The sequence below is a fragment of the Kitasatospora sp. NPDC089509 genome, assembly GCF_044749365.1.
Taxonomy (GTDB): Bacteria; Actinomycetota; Actinomycetes; order Streptomycetales; family Streptomycetaceae; genus Kitasatospora.
Genome location: NZ_JBIVHS010000013.1, coordinates 170,848 through 188,630 on the forward strand (window position 1 = coordinate 170,848; position 17,783 = coordinate 188,630).

19 protein-coding genes and 1 riboswitch are annotated in these 17,783 nt (G+C 73.0%); of the genes, 12 read left to right on the forward strand and 7 right to left on the reverse strand.

Annotation, left to right across the window (positions count from 1 at the left end):
- Positions 1-72 precede the first annotated feature (72 nt).
- The 6 genes from ACIP4P_RS25885 to ACIP4P_RS25910 form a co-directional block, all read right to left on the reverse strand.
- The gene (locus tag ACIP4P_RS25885) at positions 73-1,287 is read right to left on the reverse strand and encodes an alpha/beta hydrolase family protein (protein WP_400922221.1); all 1,215 of its coding nucleotides are present in this window, start codon (positions 1,285-1,287) and stop codon (positions 73-75) included.
- A gap of 102 nt (positions 1,288-1,389) precedes the next feature.
- A complete protein-coding gene (locus ACIP4P_RS25890) occupies positions 1,390-2,574 on the reverse strand; it encodes a thiolase family protein (protein ID WP_400922223.1) in 1,185 nt (394 codons plus the stop codon).
- A gap of 103 nt (positions 2,575-2,677) precedes the next feature.
- On the reverse strand, positions 2,678-3,484 hold the full coding sequence (locus ACIP4P_RS25895; protein ID WP_400922225.1) for a hypothetical protein: 807 nt from the start codon (positions 3,482-3,484) through the stop codon (positions 2,678-2,680).
- Positions 3,485-3,775: 291 nt separating this feature from the next.
- Complete coding sequence (locus ACIP4P_RS25900) at positions 3,776-4,831, reverse strand: serine hydrolase domain-containing protein (RefSeq protein ID WP_400922227.1); 1,056 nt, start codon at positions 4,829-4,831, stop codon at positions 3,776-3,778.
- 239 nt (positions 4,832-5,070) lie between these two features.
- A complete protein-coding gene (locus tag ACIP4P_RS25905) occupies positions 5,071-5,985 on the reverse strand; it encodes a glycoside hydrolase family 19 protein (RefSeq protein ID WP_400922229.1) in 915 nt (304 codons plus the stop codon).
- Positions 5,986-6,293: 308 nt separating this feature from the next.
- Positions 6,294-6,710, reverse strand: coding sequence for an HIT family protein (locus ACIP4P_RS25910; RefSeq protein WP_400922231.1), 417 nt, complete (start codon positions 6,708-6,710; stop codon positions 6,294-6,296).
- Positions 6,711-6,905: 195 nt separating this feature from the next.
- Here ACIP4P_RS25910 and ACIP4P_RS25915 point away from each other — a divergent pair, with 195 nt between their 5' ends.
- The gene (locus tag ACIP4P_RS25915; RefSeq protein WP_350517509.1) at positions 6,906-7,094 is read left to right on the forward strand and encodes a DUF1508 domain-containing protein; all 189 of its coding nucleotides are present in this window, start codon (positions 6,906-6,908) and stop codon (positions 7,092-7,094) included.
- Between the two features lie 107 nt (positions 7,095-7,201).
- On the opposite strand, the gene ACIP4P_RS25920 is transcribed toward ACIP4P_RS25915, so the two are convergent.
- Positions 7,202-7,897, reverse strand: coding sequence for an MSMEG_1061 family FMN-dependent PPOX-type flavoprotein (locus ACIP4P_RS25920; protein ID WP_400922233.1), 696 nt, complete (start codon positions 7,895-7,897; stop codon positions 7,202-7,204).
- Between the two features lie 147 nt (positions 7,898-8,044).
- On the opposite strand from ACIP4P_RS25920, the gene ACIP4P_RS25925 reads away from it, so the two are divergent.
- From ACIP4P_RS25925 to ACIP4P_RS25975, 11 genes are all read left to right on the forward strand, one after another.
- Complete coding sequence (locus ACIP4P_RS25925) at positions 8,045-8,359, forward strand: antibiotic biosynthesis monooxygenase family protein (protein WP_350517511.1); 315 nt, start codon at positions 8,045-8,047, stop codon at positions 8,357-8,359.
- Between the two features lie 202 nt (positions 8,360-8,561).
- A riboswitch (FMN riboswitch) is annotated at positions 8,562-8,689 on the forward strand.
- Between the two features lie 217 nt (positions 8,690-8,906).
- Complete coding sequence (locus ACIP4P_RS25930) at positions 8,907-9,608, forward strand: riboflavin synthase (RefSeq protein WP_400922236.1); 702 nt, start codon at positions 8,907-8,909, stop codon at positions 9,606-9,608.
- Complete coding sequence (locus ACIP4P_RS25935; protein WP_400922237.1) at positions 9,605-10,252, forward strand: nicotinamide riboside transporter PnuC; 648 nt, start codon at positions 9,605-9,607, stop codon at positions 10,250-10,252. The genes ACIP4P_RS25930 and ACIP4P_RS25935 overlap by 4 nt, the downstream gene beginning before the upstream one ends.
- Positions 10,249-11,565: a bifunctional 3,4-dihydroxy-2-butanone-4-phosphate synthase/GTP cyclohydrolase II gene (locus ACIP4P_RS25940; protein ID WP_400922239.1), complete on the forward strand. Its 1,317-nt coding sequence runs from the start codon at positions 10,249-10,251 to the stop codon at positions 11,563-11,565. Before ACIP4P_RS25935 ends, ACIP4P_RS25940 begins: the two co-directional genes overlap by 4 nt.
- 32 nt (positions 11,566-11,597) lie before the next feature.
- Positions 11,598-12,071 (forward strand): 6,7-dimethyl-8-ribityllumazine synthase, encoded by a 474-nt coding sequence (ribH, locus tag ACIP4P_RS25945; protein WP_350517515.1) that lies wholly within the window; start codon positions 11,598-11,600, stop codon positions 12,069-12,071.
- A 104-nt stretch (positions 12,072-12,175) separates the two neighbouring features.
- On the forward strand, positions 12,176-12,448 hold the full coding sequence (locus ACIP4P_RS25950) for a phosphoribosyl-ATP diphosphatase (RefSeq protein ID WP_280685086.1): 273 nt from the start codon (positions 12,176-12,178) through the stop codon (positions 12,446-12,448).
- A gap of 74 nt (positions 12,449-12,522) precedes the next feature.
- Entirely contained in the window at positions 12,523-13,371 is an 849-nt protein-coding gene (gene hisG, locus ACIP4P_RS25955; protein ID WP_400922241.1) for an ATP phosphoribosyltransferase, read from the forward strand.
- A 160-nt stretch (positions 13,372-13,531) separates the two neighbouring features.
- Complete coding sequence (locus ACIP4P_RS25960) at positions 13,532-13,972, forward strand: PH domain-containing protein (RefSeq protein ID WP_400922243.1); 441 nt, start codon at positions 13,532-13,534, stop codon at positions 13,970-13,972.
- Between the two features lie 326 nt (positions 13,973-14,298).
- Positions 14,299-15,642, forward strand: coding sequence for a hemolysin family protein (locus tag ACIP4P_RS25965; RefSeq protein ID WP_350517518.1), 1,344 nt, complete (start codon positions 14,299-14,301; stop codon positions 15,640-15,642).
- A complete protein-coding gene (locus ACIP4P_RS25970) occupies positions 15,639-16,685 on the forward strand; it encodes a hemolysin family protein (RefSeq protein WP_400922245.1) in 1,047 nt (348 codons plus the stop codon). The genes ACIP4P_RS25965 and ACIP4P_RS25970 overlap by 4 nt, the downstream gene beginning before the upstream one ends.
- 110 nt (positions 16,686-16,795) lie before the next feature.
- Positions 16,796-17,782, forward strand: coding sequence for an NAD-dependent epimerase/dehydratase family protein (locus ACIP4P_RS25975; protein ID WP_400922247.1), 987 nt, complete (start codon positions 16,796-16,798; stop codon positions 17,780-17,782).
- Position 17,783 lies beyond the last annotated feature (1 nt).

Consider the following 17,783-nt stretch of genomic DNA (forward strand, 5'->3'; position numbering starts at 1 on the left):
GGGGTGGAGCCGCGGGTGCGGCGACGACGTCCCGGATCAGGAGCGGAATCAGGAGTGGAAGGAGGAGCGGAATCAGGAGTGGAACCGGACCTCCGGGTCAGCGGCGGTCGGCCCGTCGAACAGCGGCTGGTCGATGCCCTTCAGCTGGAGGTCGAAGAACGCCCCGACGTACCGCCGGGTGAGCTCGGTGGCGCGCTGTCCCGACATGGTGGTGCCGGGGGGCTGGGGGACGCCGAGTGCGTCGAGGAAGAGCGAGTAGTCGGTGAAGCTGCCGTGGTCGGTGCCGTCGAAGGTCAACCAGCGCTTCCAGCCGTCCAGTCGGGGCCAGCTGTCGGTCCAGCTGGTGTCCTCGGCGCCGGGCAGCGGGTGACCGATCATCAGGTACGGCTTGCCGCCGATGCCGGACTCGGGCACCTCGTAGTCCATGCTGCCGTCCAGGTCGACCCCGGCCCGGATCCGGTCGTCCGTCACCAGCGCGGGGACGCTGGCCGCGCCGCCGGCCGAGTGCCCGGCCATGCCGATCCGGTCGCGGTCGATCATGCGGGCGTAGCGCCAGATGGGGTGGGGGCGGGCAGTGAGCTGGTCGATGACGAAGGAGGCGTCCTTCGCCCGGCTCTCGTCCAGGCCCTTCCAGGCCTCGGGGGTCTTGAGTTGGCCGCACTCCACGCAGGGCAGTGTCTGCCCGTCGGGGAAGGTCGTCCCGGTGTTCTCGTAGGTGTGGTCGACCAGTGCGACCACGTACCCGCGGCTGCCCAGTTCCTCGGCGAGGCTGCTGAGCGAGGTGCGCGGCATGGTGAAGCCGGGGGAGAGGACCACCAGCGGGTAGTGCCCGCCCTGGGGGCGGGCATCGGTCCTGGACCAGGTCCGGGTGTCGGTCACCGTCTCGGTCGGGACGGTGTTGCCCGGGATCTTGGCGTCCAGCAGCATTCGGGCGGCCGCGGCGGTCATGTACGGGGCCGCAGTGCCGGTTCCCGCGTGTGCGGGGTAGTACATCGTGACCATCAGCTGGCGCGGCCCGGCGGAGGGGACCCAGGGGTCCGTGCGGTCGTGGTCGACCATGTGCAGGATCTCCTGCCCGACCGCGTACGGCCCGGTCGGGCGCGGGAGTTCGAGGTGGACGGTGCTCGCGGTGCCGGTGGCGGTACCGGCCGTGGTGGCGACCGGTACCGCGGGGGCGGCCAGCGCCGGGGCCGCGGCGGCGACGGACAGCGGCAGGGCGAGCAGCAGTGCCGCCGCGGCGGCGGTGGTGCGAACTCGGCTCGTGCGTCGGTTCGTGTGTCGGCTCATGAGGGCGACGGTAGGTCGCCCGCAAGGGAACTGACGTCGGCTCAGCGGCGTATAGATCCCTTCCGGGAGGCGCCGGTGGAGACCCCTAGGGGATGAGTGGGATCAGTGGATCGCCTCCAGGACCGTCGCGTTGGCCAGGCCGCCCGCCTCACACATGGTCTGCAGCGCGAACCGCCCGCCACTGCGGCGCAGTTCGTGCACCAGCGTGGTCATCAGCCGGGTGCCGCTGGCGCCCAGCGGGTGGCCGAGGGCGATCGCGCCGCCGTTGACGTTGAGCCGGGCCGGGTCGACGCCGGTCTCCTGGAGCCAGGCCAGGACGACGCTCGCGAACGCCTCGTTGACCTCGAACAGGTCGATGTCGGCGAGCGAGAGGCCCGCGCGGCGCAGCACCTTCTCGGTGGCGGGCAGCACGCCGGTGAGCATCAGCAGCGGATCCGAGCCGGTGACCGCGAAGGAGTGCAACCGGGCCAGCGGACGCAGGCCGAGCCGGGCGGCGGTCTCGCTGCTGGTGATCAGGACGGCCGAGGCGCCGTCGTTGATCGGGCTGCTGTTGCCCGCCGTCACCGACCAGGAGATCTGCGGGAAGCGCTCGGCGTAGGCCGGGTCCGCGAAGGCCGGGCGCAGGCCCGCCAGCACCTCGGGCGTGCTGCCCGGGCGCACCGACTCGTCCGTCGTCACCGGTCCGCCGGGCGTCGGCACCGGGACCAGCTCGTCCGTGAACCGGCCCTCGGCGTGGGCCCGGGCGGCCTTGGCGTGCGAGCCGGCCGCGAACTCGTCCATCGCCTCCCGGGTGATCGACCACTTGGCGGCGATCAGCTCGGCGCTGACGCCCTGGGGGACCAGCCCGCCGGGGTAGCGGGCCGCGACCGAGGCGCCGAACGGGTCCGCCCCCGGCGGCACGTTGGACCACATCGGCACCCGGCTCATCGACTCGATCCCGCAGGCGACCACCAGGTCGTAGGCCCCGGCGATCACCCCCTGGGCCGCGAAGTGCACGGCCTGCTGGGAGGAGCCGCACTGTCGGTCGATGGTGGTCGCCGGCACGGAGTCCGGGAACCCGGCGGCCAGCCAGGCGTAGCGGGTGGTGTTCATCGCCTGCTCCGCGACCTGGTCCACGCAGCCGCCGATCACGTCGTCGACCAGGGCCGGGTCGATGCCGCTGCGCCCGATCAGGGCCTGGAGGGTGTGGGCGAGCAGCTCGACCGGGTGGACGGCCGAGAGGGCGCCGCCCGGCTTGCCCTTGCCGACGGGTGTGCGGACGGCTTCGACGATCACGGCATCGCGCATGGCTGGCCGCCTCTCCTGCGATGGAGTGGAGTGGAAAAGCAAACTCACTATAGGTCTGTAGGTTTGGGAATCCAACCCTTCAAGGACATCGGTCGGACAGGGTCTAGCGGGGCGTCGTGGGCGTCGTGGTGCTCCGGGACCGGACCTCCTCCAGGAACTCCGCCGCCGCACGGGCATTGGGCACCGGAAGGGCGAGCGGCAGCCCGGCCGACCGCGTTCGGATCTCCAGCTCCCCGAGGCCGGACGCCCGGGCCGAGTGCACCTCGGCCCAGCGGTAGGCCTCCGCCGCGCCCAGCGAATGCGGCGGCCGGTGGACCAGGCCGTCGGCCGTCACCGTCAGCCGCCCCCGGGCGAACCGGACGCTCCCGTCGGTCCGCAGCGTCTCGTTGAGGGCCGCCCGGAGGCCGGGGGAGAGGCGCTCGTCCATCTCCCGGAGCAGTACGTCCAACCCGTGCAGCTGGGCCAGCACCAGCGGCTCGTCCGCCCCGACGGGCCATATTCGGCCCTGCTCGGGGACCCCGCGACGCCCGCCGGGCGAGTACTCGGCGGCCTCGATGCCCGCCCACGGCAGCAGTCGCTCCCCGCCGTCCGCTCCGACCAGCGCCAGCCCGCCCTCGTGGACCCGCACGGAGTGCAGCCCGGGCGCGGGCCGCAGCAGCGCGTACCCGCTCACGACCACCAGCGCGACGGCCGCCACCACGGGCGCGGGCCACCACTCGCCGAGCGCCAGACAGGCCACCACCGCGAGGACCGCGGCAGTGGCGTCCAACCACGTCCGCGCCCGCCACGGGACGGGCCGGAACCCCCGGTGCACCCGCACCACCCGCCCGAGCGGACCGACCGGCCCGCGCCGGCCCTGGCCGTTCTCCACGACCGACCGCGCCCACGCCGGCGACCACACCATCGCCATCTCGGCCTCCTTGCTCTCGCCGGTCTCCCCAACCGGAACTGCGACTGTTGGATCACCAGGATCGATCGCCCGCCACCCCGGCGAACAGTGCCAATCAGCACCCTTTGGCCCGAAACAACCGAAGTGTGTCCGGAGCTGATGTGCCGTTCGGCCCAGGAGCGACAGTGACCGCCGGCGGTTACCGGTGGCTACCGGTGGCGGGGGAGAGCGCGAGGGGCGACCGTACAGGCCGAGAAGGCCGAGAAGGCCGAGCAGGAGAGGGCAAGGCAGGGCAGGAGGCCACCGCCCCCGTCAGCGCCCCGACGCGCCGAACCCGGTCTGCAGCCTCCGCAGCAGCGCCGTGCCCGCCGGGTCCACCGACCGCCGGCTGTTGGCCAGCACCACCACCCCGACCCGCTGCTCCGGGTCGAACGCGACGAAGGAGCTGAACCCGCCCGTCCCCCCGTTGTGCCACAGCTGCAGGTGCCTGCCCTGCTGGGCGTGCAGTCGGTGGCCGAGCCAGCCGAGGTGCGTCCAGGCGAACGGGTTGACCCGGTGCCGGGTCTCCCGGGTGAGCAGGATCGCGGGTGCCAGCGGTGCCTCCGGCGCGCGTTCGGCGGCCAACTGGGCCCGCAGGAAGGCCGTGAGGTCGGTCGCCGTGGAGTGCAGCCCGCCCATGCCGGGGAGGGCCGCCAGGTCCCAGGACGGCACCGGCCGCCCGCTCGCCGAATGGCCGCACGCCAGTCGTGCCGCCCGCTCGCCGTCCGGCCGCAGGCAGGTGTCGGTCAGCCCCAGCGGTGCGCAGACCTCGCGCTCCACCAGTTCCCCGTACCCGGTGTCGGCCCGGCGGGCGAGGGCCAGCCCGAGCAGCCCGGCGCCGAGGTTGGAGTAGCGGAAGCTGCGTCCGGGGACGGAGTGCAGCCGTGTGCGGGACAGCCCGGAGAGTATTCGGTCGCCGGTGCAATGGGCGTACGGGTCGGGCCGGTTGGGCCGGAGCAGGGACCGCAGCACCATGCCCCGGGGCAGCCGGGGCAGCCCCGAGGTGTGGGTGGCGAGGTGCCGCAGGGTGATCGCCTCCGCGCCCCGGACCGGGACGGCCGCCGCGTCGGGGAGCAGCTCCGCCAGTGGTTCGTCGAGCCGCACCGTGCCGTCCAGCGCCAGCCGTGCGAGGACGAGCGAGGTGAACACCTTGGTGACGGAGCCGATCTCGAACAGGGTGTCCGCCCCGGGCCGTTGGCCGTCCGGCCCCGTCCGTCCGGCGCCGTGGATCTCGACGGCGTCACCGGCCAGCCCGGCGACCACCACGCCGACGTGCCGGACCGCGAGCCGGTCGGTGGTCTCCTGCACCAGGCGGGCGAGTTCGTTCATGTGTGTGAGCCTAGGCGCCCGCGACCTGCGAAGTCGTCCGCCCGGATAATGATCTCGACCGCTCCGGATGCTCCCCCGGGTGTACGCCCGGCTGCGCCGCACGAGGAACGGACGGCTGCGCGCGCTCCTCCCCCCGGAGCAGACCGCCCCGGGGCGAGGAGCGGGCGGGCCGACGGACCCGTCGACCCGCCCGCCGGTTCGCAGTGTCGGCAGGTCGAGCAGCTCAGCAGCTCAGCAGCTCAGCAGGTCAGATTGTCCCCCGGTACCGTGCCGAGGATCTGGACGAAGCCCTGGTACAGGCTGACCCGGTGCTGCATCTGAGCGGTGTTGTTGCCGTTGCACTCCAGCGTGCCGTTGATGCTGCGGATCGTCTCGCCGAAGCCCCGCCCGTTGACCATCGCGTCGTGCGGGGTCATGGTGCCCGGCCCGTTCTGGGTGTTCCAGTACCAGAGGCCGGTCTTCCAGGCGACCGCCGGATCGGTCTCCACCAGGCTCGGGTTGTTCAGCAGGTCGAGGCCGAGGGCGTCGCCCGCCGCCTTGTAGTTGAAGTTCCAGCTGAGCTGGATCGGTCCGCGCCCGTAGTACGCGGCCTGCCCGGCCGGGCATCCGTACGGCTGCGAAGTGTCGCAGTAGTGGGGGTAGTTGGAGGTGTCCTGCTCGACCACGTAGACCAGCCCGCCGGTCTCGTGGCTGACGTTGGCGAGGAAGGCCGCGGCCTCCTGCAGTCGTACCGTGTCGCTGCCGGTGGCCGCGAAACCGGGGTAGGCGGCGGTCGCGTCGAGCAGGCCCTGGTAGGTGTAGAAGGGGTTCCGGTTCGGGAACATCCGGTCGAACTGGGCCTGGCTGACCGGGAATCCGCCCGGGTTGGGGGTCGAGGTGGGGGTCGGGGTCGGGCCGGGGTCGCTGGGGCCGCCGCAGGGGCCCTGGTCGCTCCAGACCCCGGAGCCGCCGGTGCTCGGCGGCTCGTTCTGGGTCCACCACTTGGCGGTCCAGTTGTGGCCGCCGTACGAGACGGCGGCGCCGCCGGTGTACACGGCGGTGGCGCTCCACGCGGTGCCGCAGGCGGCGGCGCTGGCGGAGGCCGGGAGGAGCACCGCGAGCGCGAGCGCCGTGACCACGGCGGACAGCAGCGCGAGCAGGCGTTTGGTTGACACGTCATCACCCCTTGTGCGGTGGGGGCCGCACGTCGTCGAGACAGGGACCTGATCGGGGCAGGGGAGCCGGGCCCCGTGCGGGGGCGCGTCGTGGGGGACGGCCGACCGGGGCGCGGGCCGGTACGGGGCCGACACCGACTCAAGCGGAGTGGTCTATACCTGTCAAGAGGTGTGGTGGAAATGCCCCAGCGTCCGCGGACGCGAACCGGGCGCGCGGAACCCGCGCGAGCCTCCTGAATCCAACCCCCGCCCCCGACGCCCCCTACCAGCCCCGGCCCTCAGCGCCCCCCACCGCTCCCCAACGCCGCCTATCGCTCCCCGAGCGCCGCCCGCAGCCGCGCCGCGACCTCCGCCGCCCCCGCCTCGTCCGGGTACGTCCCGCGCGGCCAGAAGAACCCGCGCAGCCCGTCCTTCGGATTCCGCGGCACCACGTGGACGTGCAGGTGCGGCACCGACTGGCTGATCCGGTTGTTCGCCGCCACGAAGGTGCCCGCCGCACCCAGCCCCCGTTCGACCGCCGCCGCGACCCGCTGCACCCGCAGGAAGAACGGCCCGACCTCCTCGGCCGGCAGGTCCGCCAGGGTCCGGTGGTGGGCGCGCGGCACGACCAGCACGTGGCCGGGGAACAGCGGCCGGCGGTCCAGGAAGGCCACCGCCGCCTCGTCGTCCAGCACCCGGTGCGCGGGTTCCTCGCCCGCCACCACCGCACAGAACGCGCAGTCCATCCGTCCATTCAAGCCACCGCCGACGTCCCCGGCACCTCCGCAAACCCGGCTCCGCCCGACGTCACCCGTCCGGCGGCCGACCGGGTGCGGGTGCCCGGGCGCCGGACGCACGGTGCTAGCAGGGGAGGGACGGGAAGGGCGGGGGGACTACGGACCGACACGGCGCGTCCCGCGCCGCACGAGGAGGTGGCCCGGATGGCGGGCAAGTTCGAGGTCTACGAGGACGCCGGCGGCAAGTACCGGTTCCGGCTCAAGGCGGGCAACGGCGAGATCGTCGCCAGCGGCCAGGGCTACGGCAGCAAGGAGGCGGCCCACAAGGGCGTCGAGGCCGTCCAGCGGGCGGCCGAAGGGGCGGCGGTGGTCGACCTGCCGAAGGCGGCCTGACCTGGGGCGACACGCGCGTGCCCCGTCGTCGGCCCGCCCGGGCCGCCGGCGGGGCACCTCGACCCGCCCGCGCCACCCGCACGAGCCCGCACCGGCACTCGCACCCGCTACTCGTACCGGTACCGCAGCGCCTCCCGCTCCGTCTGCTCGATCATTTCGACGGTCAGCGAGTCGTCCCGCAGGTGCGACAGCGTGACCTCCGCCGAGGTCGGCTGGGCGTCCGCGGGCAGCCAGTTCTCCGGCTTCCACGCCGAGCCGCGCATCAGCGACTTCGGGCAGTGCGCGTACACCTCCTCCACGGCCACCACGATGGCGCTGCGCGGCGGCTTGCCGACGGCGGTCAGCTGTCGCAGCAGCTCGGGGTCGGTGGAGATGCAGGCCCGCCCGTTGACCCGCAGCGTGGTGTCCCGGCCCGGGACGACGAAGAGCAGCCCGACCCGGCCGTTCTCCAGGATGTTGTGCATGGTGTCCAGGCGCTTGTTGCCGGTGGCGTCCGGTATGGCCAGGGTGTACTCGTCGAGCACCGAGACCAGCCCGGCCGGGCCGCCGCGCGGGGAGACGTCGCACCGGCCGGCGGCGTCGGAGCTGGCCACGAACACCAGCGAGGAGCAGGCGATGAGCCGCTGGGCGACGTCGTGCAGACGGTCCACCTGCTTGCGGCGCGCGTGATCGCCGGGCTGCTCGTAGACCTCGCGCAGCTGGGCCGGGTCGCTGAGGGCGCCCACGCTGAGGGCGGCGAACAGGCGGTTCGACGGCGCCGGGACGGCGGTTGACGGTGTGGGGGCTTCCGGGGCGATGGTCATACCGGGAACCTAGCGGGCCGTCGTCCGTCCGGGAATCCTCCACTCTCCGTGAAAGAGTCGGCTCACCCCTCCCCACCAGCGGTTTTCCGCTGATAATGGGGCCAGGGACCCCAGTCAGCAGTCAGCAGTCAGCCGGAGGTGGTGGCCGTGATCGTCAGAATCTGGGCCGGGCAGGTCACGGCGGATCGCATCGAGGAGTTCTGCGCGCACCTGGTCAGCCAGGTGATCCCGCAGCTGGGGCGGACGGACGGCTGTCTGGGCGGTGAGCTGCTGCGCTCGGTGAGCGAGGGCGGGCACCGGGTGCTCGTGGTGAGCCGCTGGCGCGACGAGGAGGCGCTGCGCGGGTACGCGGGGCCGATGTGGCGGATCAGGCCGGTCTGGTCGGAGGGGGAGCTGCACTACCTGAAGCACCCCCCGGAGGTCACCCACTTCATGCCGATCGCCATGCCCGCCACGCTCTGAGGCCGGTGAGCGGCCTCGGGTGCCGCCCCCGCCCCCGCCGCACCTGCACCCACGCCCGCACCTGCACCCGCGCCCGCGCCCGCGCCCGCCGCGACCGACCCCGCCGCGCATTCCCCGCAAGGCCGTGAAACAGGCCACAGCGGAACGGTCTCCCTGGGCTTGCGCCCCGCGTGGCACAATGACGTCATCAGCAGTGACGTTCAGCGCACTCCGGGGTCGGTGAAAATCCGAACCGGCGGTTACAGTCCGCGACCCGTCCGCAGCCAGCGGCCGGTTGACCAGGTGAAATTCCTGGACCGACGGTTAAAGTCCGGATGGGAGGCGTGCGCGGGCGGACGAAGAGCAGTACCCGTGGTCCGACACCTATCGGACCGGACCACGGTCAGGTGAACAGCGGGAGCAGTGTCTCCCGAGCCGGGCGAGCGATCTCCCGGCGGCTCCGGCACCCCGGCGACGGGTCGTGTCGACGGCCCTGCGCACCGGTGCCCGTCCGTGTCATCTCCCTCTGCCGCCCCGGAGTCCGCGCCCCAAGCGCGAGGAGACCCGGGTGTTCACCGGCATCATCGAAGAGCTCGGCGAGGTCGTGTCGATCGAGGAGATCGGCGACTCCTCGCGGATCCGCCTGCGCGGCCCGGTCGTTCGGGACGGCGCGCGGCACGGTGACTCCATCGCGGTCAACGGCGTCTGTCTGACCGTCGTCGACAGTCCCGAGCAACTGGCGGCCGACACCGGCGAGTTCAGCGCCGACGTGATGGCCGAGACGCTGCACCGCTCCAGCCTGGGCGAGCTGGAGCCCGGCTCCCGGGTCAACCTGGAGCGCGCGATGGCGCTCGGCGCACGGCTCGGCGGGCACCTCGTCCAAGGCCATGTCGACGCCACCGGGCGGCTGTTGGGCCGCGAGCCTGGCGAGCGCGACAAGGACGGGAACCTGCGCTGGGAGGTGCTGCGCTTCTCGCTGCCGGAGTCCATCTCCCGCTACCTGGTGGAGAAGGGCTCGATCACGGTCGACGGCGTCAGCCTCACCGTGGTGGAGGCCGCCCGCGACAGCTTCACCGTCAGTCTCATCCCGGCCACCCTCGCGCTGACCACGCTCGGCGCCAAGGCCGCCGGCGAGAGCGTCAACCTGGAGGTGGACGTGCTCGCCAAGTACGTGGAGCGGCTGCTCGAATCGCGCACGCTGCCCAACCTGCCCAACCTGCCGCACGTGCCGGACCGGGCCGTCGGTGACACCTCGGGGGAGAACGAATGAGCTGGCTCAGCGGAGAGGCGTTCACCGTCCTCGGTGAACACGTGAGATGGGCCGACATGATCGGCAACCTGCTCGGTTTCGGCGGTCTGGCGCTCGGCTGGCGCCGCTCGGTGTGGAGCTGGCCGGTCCAACTCCTGTCCGGCGTCGTGCTGATCGCCGCCTACCTCGGGGGCCACGTGCCCGGCCTGATCGGCAAGCAGCTGATCGTCATCGTCACCGCCGCCTGGGGCTGGGCGCAGTGGCGGCGCGGCCGCCGCGACAGCGGCACCATCGCGGTGCGGTTCGCCAGTTGGCCCGAGCGGGTCGCCCTGGTGGCGGGTACGGCCGTCGGCACCGTCGCCCTGGCGCTGCTGTTCACCGCGTACCCCAGCCTGTCCTGGAGCCCGTGGTCGGACGCCTACATCTTCGTCGGCACGCTCGCTGCGATGATCGCCCAGGCGCGCGGCTGGCTGGAGTTCTGGTTCGCCTGGATAGCGGTCGACGCGGTCGGCGTCCCGTTCGCCTTCAACAGCGGCTACACCTTCTCCGGTCTCACCTACTCCGTCTACTTCGTCCTGGTGCTGCTCGGCCTGCGGTCCTGGTGGCTGAGCAGCCGTGATCCGCGAGCCACGTCCGCCAACGTCCCGCAGGGAGCCACGGCATGACCGAGAACCAGACCCCCGCCGCCGGCACCACGCCGGACCCCGACACCACCACCAACAACACCACCGCCGCCGCCGACATCGAGCTGGTCCTCGACCCCGTCGAGCGGGCGATCGCCGACATCGCGCTCGGCCGCGCGGTGATCGTGGTCGACGACGAGGACCGCGAGAACGAGGGCGACATCGTCTTCGCCGCCTCCGCCGCCACCCCGGAGCTGATGGCCTTCACCATCCGCTACAGCTCCGGCGTGATCTGCGCCCCGATGACCGGCGAGGAGCTGGACCGGCTCAAGCTGCCACCGATGACCCAGGTCAACGAGGACCGCAAGGGCACCGCGTACACCGTCTCGGTGGACGCCCGCGAGGGGGTGGACACCGGCATCTCCGCCGCCGACCGCGCCCGCACCGTACGGCTGCTCTCCTCGCCCGGCACCGAGCCCGGCGACCTCACCCGCCCCGGGCACGTCTTCCCGCTGCGCGCCGTCGAGGGCGGGGTGCTGGTCCGCCCCGGGCACACCGAGGCGGCCGTCGACCTGGCCCGGCTCGCCGGGCTGACGCCGGCCGGTGCGATCGCCGAGGTGGTCAACGACGACGGCACCATGGCCCGGCTGCCCGAGCTGGTCGCCTTCGCCCGGGAGCACGGCCTGGCGGTCATCTCCATCGAGGACCTGATCGCCTACCGCCGCCGCACCGAACTGCACGTCGACCGGGCCGCCGTCACCGCCCTGCCCACCGTGCACGGCCAGTTCACCGCCGTCGGCTACCAGGGCACCATCGACGGCGTCGAGCACATCGCGCTGGTGGCCGGCGGCCTCGGGGCGGACGGACGGCTGCCGGACGGCGAGGACGTGCTGGTGCGGGTCCACTCCGAGTGCCTGACCGGGGACGTGTTCGGCTCGCTGCGCTGCGACTGCGGACCGCAGCTGGAGGCCTCGCTCCGGCGGGTCACCGAGGCCGGCCGGGGCGTGGTGCTCTACCTGCGCGGCCACGAGGGCCGGGGGATCGGCCTGGCCCACAAGCTGCGCGCCTACGAGCTCCAGGAGCAGGGCCGCGACACCGTCGACGCCAACCTGGACCTCGGGCTGCCCGCCGACGCCCGCGACTACAGCATCGCCGCGCAGATGCTGGTGGACCTCGGCGTCCGCTCGCTCACCCTGCTGACCAACAACCCGCAGAAGCTGACCGCGCTCACCGAGCACGGCCTCAAGGTCAAGGGGCGCGAGGCGGTCGAGATCGCGCCCGGCGAGCACAACCTGCGCTACCTGCGCACGAAGCGCGACCGGATGGGCCACGACCTGCCCGGTCTCGGCTCCTGACCCGCCCCACCCACCACAGGAAGTAGGAGAACATGAGCGGCCACGGAGCCCCCGAGCTGACCATCGACGGCGCCGCCGACCTCAAGGTCGCGGTCATCGCCGCCCAGTGGCACGACCAGGTGATGAACGGCCTGCTGGACGGCGCCCACCGCGCGCTCAAGGAGCTGGGCGTCGCCGAGCCGACCGTGCTGCGCGTCCCCGGCACCTTCGAACTGCCGGTCGCCGCCAAGCGCCTGGCCGACCGCGGCTACGACGCGGTGATCGCCCTCGGCGTGGTCATCCGCGGCGGCACCCCGCACTTCGACTACGTCTGCCAGGCGGCCACCGCCGGCCTCACCCAGGTCAGCGTGGACACCGGCGTCCCGGTCGGCTTCGGCGTGCTGACCTGCGACAACGAGGAGCAGGCGCTCGACCGCGCCGGTCTGCCGGGCTCCGCCGAGGACAAGGGCCACGAGGCCGTCACCGCCGCCGTCGCCACCGCGGTGACGCTGCGCGACGCCCGCTGACGGGAGAGTCCGCACGGTCCCGGCCCGGGGCGGTCCACCCGACCGTCCACGGTCCGGGACCGTTTACCGCCCGTCCGCCCGCACGCCGTATGGTGAGTCCCATCATGGCTTCGAAGACATTCGAGGAGCTCTTCGCCGAGCTCCAGCAGAAGGCCGCCACCGGCGACCCCTCGTCCTCCCGTACCGCGCAGCTCGTCCAGCAGGGCGTCCATGCGATCGGCAAGAAGGTCGTCGAGGAGGCCGCCGAGGTCTGGATGGCCGCCGAGTTCCAGTCGGACGAGCAGACGGCGGAGGAGGTCTCGCAGCTCCTCTACCACGTTCAGGTGATGATGATCGCCCGCGGACTGACGCTCGACGACGTCTACAAGTACCTCTAGAACCCCCAGACACCAACCCCCTTCCGCAGGTCCAACAGGTCCCGCAGGTCCAACAGGTAAGGAAGCAACCTCCCATGCTGCGCATCGCCGTCCCCAACAAGGGTTCGCTCTCGGGTCCCGCGGCGGAGATGCTCCATGAGGCCGGCTACCGCCAGCGCAAGGACCCCAAGGAGCTCGTGCTCGTCGACCCGACCAACGAGGTCGAGTTCTTCTTCCTCCGCCCGCGCGACATCGCCGTGTACGTCGGCTCCGGCCGCCTGGACGTCGGCATCACCGGCCGCGACCTGCTGCTGGACTCGCACTCCAACGCGGAGGAGGTGCTCGCCCTCGGCTTCGCCGGGTCGACCTTCCGCTTCGCCCGCCCCGAGGGCGTGGACGTCAAGGACGTGCAGGGCCTGGAGGGCCTGCGGATCGCGACCTCCTACACCGGGCTGGTCGAGCAGCACCTGGCCGACCACGGCGTGAGCGCGACGGTCACCAAGCTGGACGGCGCGGTGGAGACCGCGGTGCAGCTGGGCGTCGCCGACGTGATCGCCGACGTGGTGGAGACCGGCACCAGCCTGCGCAACGCCGGCCTGGAGGTCTTCGGCGAGCCGATCCTGGTCTCGGACTCCGTGGTGATCCGCCCCAAGGGCGCCGGCGAGGACGCGCGGGTCGAGCAGTTCCTGCGCCGTCTGCAGGGCGTGCTGGTGGCCCGCCGCTACGTGCTGATGGACTACGACATCCGCGCCGAGAAGGTCAGCGCCGCCGTCGCGCTCACCCCCGGCCTGGAGTCGCCGACTGTCTCCCCGCTGCACACCGAGGGCTGGGTGGCCGTCCGCTCGATGGTGCTCCGCAAGGAGGCCCAGCAGATCATGGACGACCTGTGGAGCATCGGCGCCCGGGCGATCCTGGTCACCAACATCCACGCCTGCCGCCTCTGACCTGCTCGCACGTCCGAGAGTAAAGAACGGTTCAATAGGGCGGGGACGCCACCGGGCGTCCCCGCCCTCGTGCTGTCGCGACCCGAACGACCGTCGCGGCCCGGATCCACCGTCGCGACCCGGACCCGTCGTCGCGATCCAGACCCATCGGAGACCCCACGTGTCCACGCCGCCCGTCGAGTTCCCCGTCACCTGGGCGCCCCGCCGCACCCGCGTGGTGCTGCTGCCGGTCTGCGCCGTGCTGGTGGTGCTGTTCGTCGTGCTGGCCGTGTTGCTCCCGGAGAACTGGCAGCTCAACGACCGGATCATGATGATCGCCAGCGGTGTGCTGTTCGCCTGCGTGGGCCTGATGCTGGCCCGCCCGCGGGTGCGCGCCGACGCGGAGGGTGTGACGGTGGTCAACTTCGTCCGCAGCCGTCGACTGTCCTGGGCCGAGATCGTCCGGGTCAACTTCCGCCAGGGCGACCCTTGGGCCTCCCTGGACCTCGCGGACGGCACCTCGCTGGCCGTGGTGGGCATCCAGTCCGGCGTCGGCAAGGACCAGGCGATCGCGGACGCCCGCGCGCTGCGCGACCTGGTCGAACACCACACCCAGGTCTGACGGTCGCAGCGACGGCCACGGGCCCGGCCGGCGGCCCGGTCAGGGCCGGCGAGCGGCAGGGCAAGCGGCCCGGCAACCGGACCCCGACCTGCGATTCGGAGGCCCGGCGGGTCCGAACACGCCTGCTACGGTCGCGCCGCTATGGTCTACGCTGGTAAAAGCGGGGCAAAACTTCGGCCCCGCCCCAGCACGACCCGAACCGAACCGACCGACCCGGACCAACCCGGTCCGAGCCGACCTGAGGAGTGACTCTCCCCCTCGATGGACGATCCGTCCGGTAGTACCTACGCCGTCTCGCTTCCGGCCCCCGGAAGGCAGGCGGCACTGTGATCACCGCCTGGCTGCTGCTGCTCGCAGCCCTGCTCCTGATCCTCGCGAACGGCCTCTTCGTGGCCGCCGAGTTCGCCTTCGTGACCGCCGACCGCGGCGAGGTGGAACGTTCCGCCAAGACCGGCGACGCCAAGTCCGCCCGGGTCTCCCGGGCCCTGCGCCACCTCTCCTTCGAACTCTCCGGCGCCCAGCTGGGCATCACCGTCACCTCACTGGTGGTCGGCATGCTCGCCGAGCCGGCCCTGTCGACCCTGCTCCAGCCCGTGATGTCGGGCCTCGGAGTGCCCGACTCGGCCGCCCGCGGCGTCGCCGTGGTGGTCGGCATGGTGCTGGCCACCGTCGTCCAGATGGTGATCGGCGAGCTGGTCCCGAAGAACTGGGCGATCTCCCGCCCGCTCCAGGTGGCCCGCGCGGTCGCCGCCCCGCACATGGCCTTCTCCTTCGTCTGCCGCCCGCTGATCAGCTTCCTGAACGGCGCGGCCGACCGGACGGTCCGGGCCTTCGGCATCGAGCCGCAGGAGGAGCTGGACCACGCCCGCACCCCCGCCGAGCTGGTCTCGCTGGCCCGGCACTCGGCCAGGGCCGGCGCGATAGACGAGGAGTCGGCGACCCTGTTCGTCCGCACCCTCGGCCTCGGCGACCTCACCGCCGAGTCGGTGATGACCCCGCGGATCGACGTCGCCGCGCTCCAGCGTGACGCCACCGCCTCCGACGTCGTCAACCTGACCCGGGCCACCGGCCTGTCCCGCTTCCCGGTCTACGCCGACACCGTGGACGAGGTCACCGGCATCGTGACGCTCAAGGACGCGCTCGCCGTCCCGGCCGCCCGCCGCGGCCTGGTCCGGGTCTCCGAGCTGGCCTCGCCGCCGCTGCTGGTGCCCGAGACCCTGCCCGCCGAGCGGCTGCTCGACCAGCTGCGCCGGCTCCAGCCGATGGCCATCGTGGTCGACGAGTACGGCGGCACCGCCGGCGTCGTCACCGTCGAGGACATCGTCGAGGAGATCGTCGGCGAGGTGCAGGACGAGCACGACCCGGCCGACCACCCCGACCTGCTCGCGCTGCCGCCCGTCGACGGCCTGCCGGTCTGGGAGGCCGACGGCCGGGCCCGGCTCGACCAGTTGGAGACGATCGGCCTGAACGCCCCGGACGGTCCGTACGAGACCCTGGCCGGCCTGGTCTCCGACCTGCTCGGCAAGCTGCCCGAAGTGGGCGAGCAGGCCGAACTGCCCGGTTGGCGGTTCACCGTGACCGGCGTCGACCGGCACCGCACCAGTCAGGTCCGGGTGGAGCGCACCAGCGCGCCCGGCCTGTTCGGCGAGGGTGGGGAGAAGGTCCGATGACCGTGCTCCAACTCGCCGTCGCCGTGCTGCTCCTGCTCGGCAACGCCTTCTTCGTCGGCGCCGAGTTCGCCGTCGTCTCGGTGCGCCGCAGCCAGATCGAGCCGCTCGCCGAGGCCGGGCACAAGCGCGCCCGCACCGTGCTGCACGCGCTGTCCAACGTCTCCGCGATGCTGGCCGCCGCCCAACTCGGCATCACCGTCTGCTCGCTGGGCCTCGGTGCGCTCGCCGAGCCGACCATCGCCTCGCTGCTGGAGGGCCCGTTCCACGCGATCGGTGTCCCGTCCGCGCTGATGCACCCGCTCTCGTACGGGATCTCGCTGGCCGTCGTGGTCTTCCTGCACATGGTGATCGGCGAGATGGTGCCGAAGAACATGGCCATGGCCGGCCCGGAGCGGGCCGCGCTCTGGCTCGGCCCGCCGCTGGACCGGCTGGCCCGCTGGCTCGCCCCGGTGATCCGGCTGCTGAACGCCGCCGCCAACGGCGTGCTCCGGCTGTTCCGGGTCGAGGCCAAGGACGAGGTCGAGTCGGTCTTCACCACCGAGCAGCTGATGTACCTGCTGGTCGACTCCCGGGACGCCGGTCTGCTCGACGAGGACCGCCAGGAACGCCTGGAGGACGCCCTGGAGCTGGGCCGCCGCCCGGTCACCGACGTGCTGCTGCGGCCCGAGCAACTGGTCACCGTCGACCCGAAGGCGACCGCCGCCGAGGTCGAGGAGCTCGCCCTGCGCACCGGCTTCTCGCGCTTCCCGGTCACCGACGGCGACCCGGCCGGCCACGGCTACCTGGGCTACCTCCACCTCAAGGACATCCTCGACGTGGAGGACCCGTCGGCGCCCGTCCCGGCCCGGCTGTGGCGGCCGATGACGGTGCTGCGCGGCAGCCTCCCGCTGGACGACGCCCTCGGCGCGATGCGCCGGGCCACCTGCCACCTGGCCGCCGTGCTGGACCAGGACGGCCGGACCACCGGCGTGGTCATGCTGGAGGACGTGCTGGAGGAACTGGTCGGCGAGATGCACGACCCGGACCACCGCACCACGACCTGAGCGACGGTCCGACGGGCCCCGGTTCGCCGACAGCGTGTCTGCCGACGGCGATTCCGCCCAGAGCGTTCAACGGTTCCCATGCCGGCCACCCTCGGAGCAGGGTGGTCGGCATGAGACTTCTGCTGCTGGGTGGGACCAAGTTCGTCGGACGCGCCGTCGCCGAGCAGGCGCTGGCCAGGGGCTGGGAGGTGACCGCCCTCAACCGCGGCACGCAGCCCGCCCCCGAGGGCGTGCGGGTGCTGCGCGGGGACCGCACCGCCGAGGACGGCCTCGCGGCGCTCGGCACGGGGGAGTGGGACGCGGTGGTGGACACCTGGTCCTGGGCCCCGGCGGCGGTGCGCGACAGCGCCCGGCTGCTCCACGGCCGGATCGGCCACTACGCGTACGTCTCCAGCCGCTCGGTCTACGACCACCCGCTGCGCGCCGGGGCGGACGAGACCGCCCCGGTGGTGGCCTCCTCCCCGGACCTCACCGGCGAGGTGCCCTACGCCGAGACCAAGCGCGGCGCCGAACTGGCCCTGGAGGCGGAGTTCGGCGGAAGCGCCCTGCTGGTCCGGGCCGGGCTGATCCTCGGCCCGCACGAGGACATCGGCCGGCTGCCCTGGTGGCTGAACCGGATCGCCCGGGGCGGCCCGGTGCTCGCCCCCGGCCCGCGCGACACGGCGCTGCAGTACATCGACGTCCGTGACCTCGCGCAGTGGACCCTGGACGCGGTGACGGCCCGGCTGGGCGGCCCGTACAACGTGGTCAGCCCGGCCGGCCACACCACCATGGGCGGGCTGCTGGAGGCCTGCGTCCGGACCACCGGCTCGGACGCCGAGCTGCGCTGGACCGAGCCGGAGCGGATCCTGGCGGCGGGCGTGCAGCCCTGGACGGAGCTGCCGGTCTGGCTGCCGCCCGGCGAGCTGTACGACTTCCTGCACGGCGCCTCGGTGGCCCGCGCCGTCGGGGCCGGGCTGCGCTGCCGCCCGGTCACCGAGACCGTCGCGGACACCTGGGCCTGGCTGCGGTCGATCGGCGGCGAGGCCCCGCAGCGCGCCGACCGGCCGGCCGTCGGGCTCGACCCCGAGCGCGAGGCGCGGCTGCTGGACGGCTGAC